This is a genomic window from Calditerrivibrio sp. (genome assembly GCA_026415135.1).
Taxonomy (GTDB): Bacteria; Chrysiogenota; Deferribacteres; order Deferribacterales; family Calditerrivibrionaceae; genus Calditerrivibrio.
This window is the reverse complement of record JAOAHS010000029.1, coordinates 20,759-30,295: the sequence shown is the minus strand read 5'-3', so window position 1 is coordinate 30,295 and position 9,537 is coordinate 20,759. Positions and strand designations below refer to the sequence as shown.

Here is a 9,537-nt window from a genome sequence, read left to right as displayed (position 1 = left end):
ACCTCCACTATCCTCGCCTCTATTGTCACTTGAGGAGTTGGTTTATCTACTTCTTTGAGAACACTTTTTACTTTAGCTATAGCATCTTTTGTATCTGTCACTACAAAACTGTTGGATTTACCCTCCACCTGCACCTTCCCCCTTGGTGACAATACCCCTTTTACAACAGCATCAAAATCTGAAGCTTTATAATAATTGACAGGGATGATTTCTGTAAACAGGGGCTCTGTCTTTTTTTCTTCTTCCACTATTTTTTGTAACTTAGCTTTTTCTGCCATCATCTCATCTTGTCTCTGTTTGCTTATGACCCATATGACATTATCTTCTTCAATCTCAACTAAGTTGTTTTCCCTGTATATAGCTGCCAAAGCAGTTTTATAGTGCACATCCTTTACAAAAATTGTAGTTTTACCCTGTACCTCTTTACCAAAGATAATATTCTTACCTCTACCATAATATATGAGTTTTATCGCTTCTTTTATATCCATATCCTTTATGCTTAATGAAACTAAATCTGATGGTTCTATCTTTCCTTTAGGCACCTGTTTTTGATCCACCTCAGCAGGTTTTGCAAACTTATCTTTACTACTGTATACAACAATACTTCCCTTTTCATCTTCCACCTTCGAGAAAATATCACCATCAGGAACAAAAACAACTGCCGGCTTTCCTTGGACTTTCCCCACTTTAACATATTTAATGGGTGAACCATCAAAATACATAACAGGTGACACATCCCTTGCAAACCTGACGTTATCCTCAAAAATCAACACCAAATTACCATCTATAATCTTTTTATCATACTTTAATTTCCCAGTGGAAGATATATTAATTCCTTGAATTTTACCGACAGTTCTGGACTCAATTTTATTGATGTATAAACTAGTACCTTTAAGTTTTTCTGGATTTGATGATATAATATATTTGCCATTTAAGAATCCAAGTCCTACATTCACATTTTTTTCAAGATTTAAAATGAATCTAACTTTTTGAGGGAATAAAGATGTTACCACCTTTACATCTTTAACTATTCCTAAACCAGAGTATACAACCTTATCTCCAACAAGTTTAACATCAAAAAAATCAATATAAAAACTATTAGCATCTATGTAACCATAATCTATTTTTGCAACCCCATCAGAACCTATACTCACCAACAATTCATTATTGGAAGAGAGATTTTCAAAATCTGAAACAAACGTCGAAGTTTTTATATTAAGTATATCTACAGTTTCGAGCCAGTTACTACTCTTCAGAACATTTTGAACCACAGCCTTATCCACCTTAAAACTCAACCTTAAACCATCTGGGGTTATATCATAAGAATAATCCACGTCATCTTTTAATTGTACATAGATAATACTTTGATCCTGTTTTGGCAGTAAGCTCACCCTTTCCACAAGCTCATCAGAATAAACAAACTTCATCGTTTCAGTATCCAATGATGAGTTTGGCATTACTACAGTTAAAGCAAAAGGGTTTTTACCATAGTAAACATTTACATCCCTTAGCCCATTAGCTTTTATAAGAAATGTATATTTATTGACATCTTTTTTCATTTCGACTTTATTTACAACAACCTTTCCTCCTAAGACCTTTGTCTCATCTAAAACAACACTTTTTTTCGCAGAACATCCATAGGATATTATAAATAACAACAATATATATAAAACTATTCTTTTCATTGCTTACCTCCTGATTCTGTAATGGCAATATCTTTTATTACCGCCCTCATATTGCCAAATATATCTTTTTCCATTTGTCTAATTCTTAAATTTTTATCGTTAATATCAACTATAATCCCATCATTGAAACCTATTTTGTCACCAACTTTAACATAAAAAGTCTGCCCTGATATCTCAACAACACCAACACTTCCCACTTTGCTATTCAAAACTCCCACCAATTTTATCTGATCAAGGGAAGCATTTCTTAATGGATTTTCACTAAATTGATTAGCAAGGGTCTCTTTATACACCTCTACAACAGAACGAAATGGATCTTTTTTAGGTCTATAGTTTAAAGGCTCAGATTTCTGCCTGAAAAGTGCCTTAAGTTCTTCTTCCTGTTTTAATAACTCATCAACATTAACTTTAGCTGGCTCCATTTTTTTATTTATTACTGGATTTATTTGCTGTTTTGGTGGTTCCTCTGTACATGCTAAAACCAAAAATGTAGCTGCTAAGACAACAAAGTATCTCATTTTTTCTCTCCAGTTTTGTTATCTTGCACCTTTTGATCTCCCTGACCCTGTTTAAACATATACGAATTCATCGACATCCCAACACTGATTACCATTCTTCCATCCGATTCTTTCCTTTGTGTAATAGTAAAGTTGTTTAAGTTAATAACCCTATTGATAAAGCTAACATGATGAAGAAAATTAACAAACTCAAGATACCCACCCTCAACATTCATATTAAAATTTACTTTAGAGTGAAAATCATCGATAGAAGTTTCGTTAGTAGGTTGGAATAATACGACCTTTAGACTATTTTTTTCAGCAAGATCTACCAACTGATCGTAGATTAAATTGTAACTCTTTTCATTGGGCAAAATCTCAAGCAGCATTGAGAACTGTCTATCAAGTATTTCAACCTCTTTTTTAAACTGTTCATAGTTCTGCACTTTCGGTTTTATCTTATTTATATCATTCAAAAGTCTTTCATGATCGGCTTTAATTTTTTCTAGCTCATCTTTTAAAGGAGAATATAACATAAAATAATACAATGCTCCAATAAAAATAATCACTAAAAAGTAAGCAATAAAACGATACAGCTTTTTTATACCTGAGATAGTTTTAATTAAATTAGCCATATCATCCACCCAAATTTACATTAGCAACAACATTAAACTCATTTATATCCACTTTATCAACATTCCCTTTTTTCACAACTTTTAGTTCTATGTTTGAAAACATCTTTGTTTTGTAAAGGTTCATAATAAACTGATTGACAGAGGAACTTCTCAGTGAAGTTACATTCAAAGTTATCGTCGTACCATTAAAATTTATATTCCCAAGCCAAACATCATCTGGTAGTGATCTTTCAATGTTGATAAATAAAGGGGCATAACCTTTTTGCCCTTTTTTAAGATTTTTAACAATATCGATCTTCTTCTGAAGCTCATTCTTCTTTTTCTCAAAAGCATCAATCTCTTTCTTTATCTTTTGAAGTTTATTAAGCTCTGTCTGTAATATTACGATTTCATCTTTAATCCTCTGTTTTTCGTTCAGGATACCGGTATGAATTGTAAAAATATAAAGGACTAACCCTACAACTAACAGGAAAAATACAAATATCTCGATATATATTGGATCAAGCTTTTTTTTCTTTTTTGTTCCTAATAGATTTACCCGGATCATCTATCATTCACCTTTCTTAGGGCCAACCCTAACGATATATTGAATAAATATGGATTATTTACCACCAGGTCGTAATCACTAACGTTACTAACATCAATACTTAAAAATGGGTTAAACTCCTTGACTTCTACATCAGTTGTTCTTTCTATAGAATCTTTGGTATCAAACAGCTTAACAAGCCCTCCACATATATATACCTTTGAAGTATTCATCCTCTTATTGGTATAAAATAGATCTATGGAATGCTTTATTTCATAGCTAATCTGGGTATTAAATTCACTAATAGCCCTTTGAAGATCCTCATTGAATTCAATAGCCTCAATATCAAACATCATATTCCTTGCATCATCATAAGTCAATCCTAACTTCTTCTGGATGATTTCAATACAGTCTTTACCACCCACAGAAATCTCTCTGGAAAACTCATAATACCCATCTCTAACAAAAACAACAAGAGAAGTTGAATGACCTAAATTTACTATTGCACTTGTTTCAGGGACAACACCATATGTTACTTCAAAAGCATTGGTAAGAGCGAACACCTCAAGATCAACTACAGCTACTTTCATCTTAGAAGATGAAACAGTGGACACAATATTTGAAATAACATCCTTTCTTGCAACAGCAAGAATTACCTCACTTAAAGTACTATCAGTATTGTTTTCAACTATATAATAATCGATATTCACATCTTCAATATCCATCTGAATAAACTGCTGAGCTTGATAACGAAACTCCTCCTCCAACAGTGAAGTATCCAAACCAGGGACATGTACCCTTTTTGCAATAACTTGATTCCCCTTTAGACCTATTGCTGCCTTATTCGTAGAGATTCTCCTTTCCGCAATAACCTCATTTATAGAATTAACTATCTCTGCAATATCTACTACTATAGAGCCCTCTGTAATTACATCTCTAGGTAAACCTTTGTATCCTATGTTCTTTACAGCATATCCCGTTTTTGTCTCTTCAAGTTCCACAACCTTTATAGCATCAGAACCGATATCCAGCCCAACAAGCTTATTAGATCTACCAAACATACCAGCTCCAAAATTTTATTTACTTATCCTCAAAAATTGTTCTATAAAAACAAGTGTACTTACCAGTATGGCATGCCACCCCTAACTGCTTAACTAAGTATAATAAACAATCACCATCACAATCAACTAAAATTTTTAAAATTTTTTGTATATTCCCAGATGTTTCACCCTTTTTCCAGATACGATCTTTGCTCCTGGAATAATAATGAGCTATACCTGTTTCTATACTAAGTTTTAAAGCTTCATGATTAATAAAAGCCTGCATTAGAACCTCTTTGGTATCGATATCCTGGGTTATTACAGGTAGTAGTCCATTCATCTTTTCCCAAGCCAAACTCTCAATGTAATCAATCTTTTTCATAACAACATTTTAACATTATTTTATATAAATGCAACAATTTTTTATTCACCATGATATTCTATTAAGTAAGACAAAATAGCTTGCTCTTCTTTTTCCGTTATTTTCAGGCCTCTTATTTTCATCCCATGGATTACCTTTTTCCAGTCTTCCTTGTCTCTTTTTTTACCAATAGCAACCTCTACACTATGACATGTCCCACACTTATGTTCTACCAATGACAATCGTCCATCACGTTTCCCTAAGCATGAATAGATTAAAAAGACACTAACAAATACGAGGTAAAATTTCACCAAGCGGCATCTCAACATACCTTCGGCCACCTATAGAAGTATTTAATATTACTTTATTCTTTCCAACTACTTCTCCAACAATACTGGCATTTTTCCCTATATCAATATTTTTTATTATTTCCAGTGCTTCCATGGCATAGTCTTCCCGAACCAATATTACAGAAAGACCCTCATTGGCAATATGCAATGGATCGTAACCAAAAAACTCACAGTAGTACCTAACCCTATCATCAATGATCATGTTCTCTTCAAAAATCTCAATACCCAATCCACTCATCAAAGCAATTTCGTTTAACACTGCTGCTACACCACCTCTTGTAGCATCTCTTGCAAAAGAGATCTTTGTATAATCAAGCCTTTCAAAAATACTATACAACAAGCAACAATCGCTCATCAGATCATGCTCAATCCCTTCACGACTCATCATGATAGATATACCATGCCTCGCAAGATCTGATGAAAAGATTACCTTATCACCAATTTTTATATTATTATAATCGTTTAATTTTTTTATAACTCTACCAATTCCTGTAGTATTTATAAAAATAAACTGTTTCCCTTCGCTAGGAATAACTTTCGTATCCCCACAGACAACCTTAACTCTTGCCTGACATGATGCAGCTTTAATCGATAAAAAGATCTCATCCAATTTCTTATAACTATAGCCCTCTGAAATAATCAAAGACAGAGTAATATACTCAGGAATAGCACCACTTACAGTCAAATCATTGCAAGTTCCAAAAATAGACAACTTACCTATATCTCCCCCATTAAAAAACTCTGGCTCAATGACATAGGAATCAGTGCTAATTGCTATATCACCGTTTAAATTTAAGTACGATGCATCGCCATAACTATCCAGTATCTCATTGCTTAAATTCTTTTTAATAAATACCTTTAAAAAGCTCTGAAAACTTCGACCACCACCACCTACTGCAAGTGTAACATAATCATCCATTTTGCTCTCCATAAGTGTAATATGCAGCACATGTACCTTCACTAGAAACCATACATGGTCCATATGGAGATTCAGTGGTACATACATTGCCATATAGGGAACATTCAAAGGGTTTTATATACCCCTTTAACACATCTCCGCATCTACACCCTTCTCTCTCCATGTAACCCTTTGCTATCAGTGCATATCTCTTAAAGGCATCAAACTGCTCAAACTCTTTTCTAATTTTAAGCCCAGATTTTTCAATTATTCCAATTCCTCTCCAAACCGCATCCGTTACTTCAAAAACCTTATACAACATTGAAATAGCTTTATCATTTCTAACTCCTCTAACCACCCTCTTATAACTATTTACAATCGAAAAGCTTCCAGTATTAACCTGTTTTATTATTTCATAAATACCATTTAAGATGTCAATCGGCTCAAACCCTGCTATAACCGCTGCCTTATTTTTTCTAACAATAGGTTCATAAAGCTCTTCGCCGGTTATGGTACTTACATGACCTGGGCAGAGAAATCCATCTATTGTTAATTTAGGATCTTCCAAAATTACACCTAAAACATTAGGCAATGTTTTATTGAAAAGAAGTACAGTTACATTGTTTATTTTTCTATGTGCTAACTGCTCTATTAAAAAAGCTGTTTGAGGGGTTGTTGTCTCAAAACCAATACTTACAAAGACTATTTGATCAGTGTGTTTATAATTTAACAGCTCTAATACTGAATTTAAAACTATTATTTTTTTACCAGAACTTCTTAACGAAATCAAATTCCTACCATCACTACCAGGAACCTTCATTAAATCACCGTACACAGCTAACGTAACATTATTATTTTCCAATAGGTCAAAGATCAGATCAATTTCACCTTGAGATGTAACACACACCGGACATCCAGGCCCTGAAATAAGTTTTATATTCGAAGGTAATAACCCTCTAATGCCCCATTTTGAAATAGACACAGTATGAGTTCCGCATATCTCCATTATATTATACACCCTTTGATGGGATGCCTCTTTTTTGATTTTGTTTAAAAGGTTAAGCACCCCTTGTTTATCCCTAAACCCTTTCATCAGATCCATCAGCCAACTCCAGAAGGGTTTTTAAGGTCTCTTCTGCTTCCTTTGGATCCATCTTTGCAATAGCAAAACCCACATGAACCATCACATAATCTCCAATGGTTACCTCTTCTGGAAGCATTGCCAAACTTACCTCCCTCTTTATACCAGCTATATCAACAATAGCTGTATAATCATCCATCTCTAAGATTTTACCAGGGAACCCTAAACACATAATAATCATACCCCCTTTTCCTGTATATTATCGCAACAATAACACCTGCTACAAAACCACCGATATGAGCCCACCAAGCAACCCCTCCTTGAGCTTCCATCAGCGAAGCTGCGGTACCATATATAAATTGCATATAAAACCAAAATATAAGAAAAAAGAAAGCGGGTATTTCAACTATTGTAATAAAAAAAATAAGAACAACAAGAGTCTTAATTCTGGAATACGGGAAACTTATCATATAAAAGCCCATTACCCCAGAAATTGCACCACTTGCCCCCACCATCGGTATTTCTGAGTAAGGATCTATGAGTATTTGAAGCAGTGCTGCCATTAACCCAAAAAAAAGATAAAACAGTAGATACTTAAAATGTCCCAACCTATCCTCTACATTATCACCAAAGATGTAAAGATAATACATATTACCAAATAGATGCATAAATCCACCATGCAAAAACATAGATGTGAAGAAAGGGATAATCTTTTCATATAATGGCACCACATCTGAAGGATAAAAAAGCTTTATGGGTATAATACCGTACTCCCTAAATATCAGTCCATAGTCTGGATAACTGAGCTCATAGATAAAAACTATCACATTAACAACAATTAGGATATATGTAACAAAAGGATAACTACGCGATTTTATAGTATCATAAAGGGGAAACATATTTAAAAATAGAGGGGATTAAATCCCCTCTTATTATTTATGGCACGTTGTACAACTAGTTCCATTTTTAACTTTGTTTTCTTTATGGCATGGGAAACAAAGTTCATTATGGAAGCTGTTGTTGGTACCTTCTAATTTTGTAATCTTGACCTTTAATGTCCCTTCTTCAGGCTTATCGTGACATTTCGCACAGTCAAACATCTCTGCATGTTTCTTATGGGAAAATACCACTGCTTTTTTAGTAGCCTTTATTGAATACTTTGCAGCAAGATCAATGGTATCTGGAGCCATATCCATGAACTCTTTTGGGTTATTTGCTTTAAGAACTTTTGCTGTAGTTTCTGGTTTTGAATCTCCAGCATTCGTTTTAGACTGCGTTACAGCTTGTTTAGCTTGCTTAGGTTCATCTTTATAGTTTTTAACCTTTTCATACAATTGATTTGCATAGTCGAACAGGTTATTGAAATAATCAGGATTATGAACTCCTACAGAACCATCCTTTTCCAAGATCCTCACTATAAGGTTAAATTGATTATATACTCCCACCTGACCTTCCATCATTTCAAATCTAGACTTGGCCAATTCGTCTCTTTTCTTAATTATTTCACTTAATTTCTGTCTGTAGTCCTTTTGAGTATCGATCATTATCTGTGCATAATCCGCGTTATGACAGCCTACACAAGACTCAGGCTTTGGTTTATCTGTAGCAGACTGGTGACAATCGGAGCATCCTAAGCTAGCCATATACCATTTTACTTCATCAACACCTTTAATCAAATTACCCTGCTGTATAGAAACCTGCATAGTATGACAAGCAGCACAATCTTCATTTGCTGGTGACTTCACATGTTTACCTGTTGATCTCATACTATCATGACATTTAAAGCAGGTCTCCATTTTTGGCAGATTATGTTTATTCCCTCCATGGGCAACACCTAAATGGCAATCTACACAATTAAGCCCTCTTTCCAAATGCGTTTTATGTTTTGGATCAACACCTGATATAATCTTATCTTTTAAAACATCTACTTTCCCAAAACTTTCCCTAAACTTTGGGTTAACCACATTATCTATTAGCCTAAAATTTATACCGATAGACATTAATCTATCTTTTCTATTTTTAGCATTAATTTCATCAGAATGACAGTGCAAACATGTAGTATTTGGAACAAGCTTTGCTGCATACTTAGGATCTGTAGCCCCTTTTGTTAATATTTCAAGCTTATGCTCTCTCGACTTGAAAATCTCGCCATAAAGATCAACCAAACCACCAACTTTGGCTTTCATATACCCCACCAAACCTGGTTCACCATGACAATCTATACATTCAACCTTTGCCTGGGAATGCACATTTTTAGACCATGTGTAATATTCCCCCAAAGGCCCAACTTTTTCCTCAGGATGACATTTGCCACAAAATTCTGACTTAGACGTATAGTGCAAAACCTCCACTTGAGTAAAAACAAATGCAACAAAAACAACGATCAAAATGATAACAAATACAACTGGGTCATTCTTCATAAACCTCTTTATTTTTTCCCACATAGGATCCTCCAACATAAAAA

Annotated in this window: 12 protein-coding genes; all 12 read right to left on the bottom strand. The window is 34.1% G+C overall.

What is annotated here, in order from left to right:
- A partial coding sequence (locus tag N3C60_05610; protein MCX8084382.1) for a hypothetical protein occupies nt 1-1,685 on the bottom strand: 1,685 nt, incomplete at its 3' end.
- Entirely contained in the window at nt 1,682-2,203 is a 522-nt protein-coding gene (locus N3C60_05605) for a pilus assembly protein PilP (GenBank protein ID MCX8084381.1), read from the bottom strand. The genes N3C60_05605 and N3C60_05610, both read right to left, overlap by 4 nt.
- Complete coding sequence (locus N3C60_05600; protein ID MCX8084380.1) at nt 2,200-2,817, bottom strand: type 4a pilus biogenesis protein PilO; 618 nt, start codon at nt 2,815-2,817, stop codon at nt 2,200-2,202. Before N3C60_05600 ends, N3C60_05605 begins: the two co-directional genes overlap by 4 nt.
- 1 nt (nt 2,818) lies before the next feature.
- Nucleotides 2,819-3,364: a PilN domain-containing protein gene (locus tag N3C60_05595; protein MCX8084379.1), complete on the bottom strand. Its 546-nt coding sequence runs from the start codon at nt 3,362-3,364 to the stop codon at nt 2,819-2,821.
- Nucleotides 3,361-4,404 carry a pilus assembly protein PilM gene (locus N3C60_05590; GenBank protein ID MCX8084378.1) on the bottom strand — a complete coding sequence of 348 codons (1,044 nt, stop codon included), beginning with the start codon at nt 4,402-4,404 and terminating at the stop codon, nt 3,361-3,363. The genes N3C60_05595 and N3C60_05590 overlap by 4 nt, the downstream gene beginning before the upstream one ends.
- Before the next feature lie 19 nt (nt 4,405-4,423).
- Nucleotides 4,424-4,765, bottom strand: coding sequence for a phosphoribosyl-AMP cyclohydrolase (gene hisI, locus N3C60_05585; GenBank protein MCX8084377.1), 342 nt, complete (start codon nt 4,763-4,765; stop codon nt 4,424-4,426).
- 41 nt (nt 4,766-4,806) lie between these two features.
- The gene (locus tag N3C60_05580; protein MCX8084376.1) at nt 4,807-4,980 is read right to left on the bottom strand and encodes a hypothetical protein; all 174 of its coding nucleotides are present in this window, start codon (nt 4,978-4,980) and stop codon (nt 4,807-4,809) included.
- A gap of 49 nt (nt 4,981-5,029) precedes the next feature.
- The gene (gene hypE / locus N3C60_05575; protein MCX8084375.1) at nt 5,030-6,013 is read right to left on the bottom strand and encodes a hydrogenase expression/formation protein HypE; all 984 of its coding nucleotides are present in this window, start codon (nt 6,011-6,013) and stop codon (nt 5,030-5,032) included.
- Nucleotides 6,006-7,094 (bottom strand): hydrogenase formation protein HypD, encoded by a 1,089-nt coding sequence (gene hypD, locus N3C60_05570; protein ID MCX8084374.1) that lies wholly within the window; start codon nt 7,092-7,094, stop codon nt 6,006-6,008. Before hypD ends, hypE begins: the two co-directional genes overlap by 8 nt.
- Nucleotides 7,072-7,305, bottom strand: coding sequence for a HypC/HybG/HupF family hydrogenase formation chaperone (locus N3C60_05565; protein MCX8084373.1), 234 nt, complete (start codon nt 7,303-7,305; stop codon nt 7,072-7,074). The genes hypD and N3C60_05565 overlap by 23 nt, the downstream gene beginning before the upstream one ends.
- Nucleotides 7,283-7,900 (bottom strand): rhomboid family intramembrane serine protease, encoded by a 618-nt coding sequence (locus tag N3C60_05560; GenBank protein MCX8084372.1) that lies wholly within the window; start codon nt 7,898-7,900, stop codon nt 7,283-7,285. Before N3C60_05560 ends, N3C60_05565 begins: the two co-directional genes overlap by 23 nt.
- Nucleotides 7,901-8,005: 105 nt before the next feature.
- Nucleotides 8,006-9,517 carry a NapC/NirT family cytochrome c gene (locus tag N3C60_05555; protein MCX8084371.1) on the bottom strand — a complete coding sequence of 504 codons (1,512 nt, stop codon included), beginning with the start codon at nt 9,515-9,517 and terminating at the stop codon, nt 8,006-8,008.
- Between the last annotated feature and the right edge of the window lie 20 nt (nt 9,518-9,537).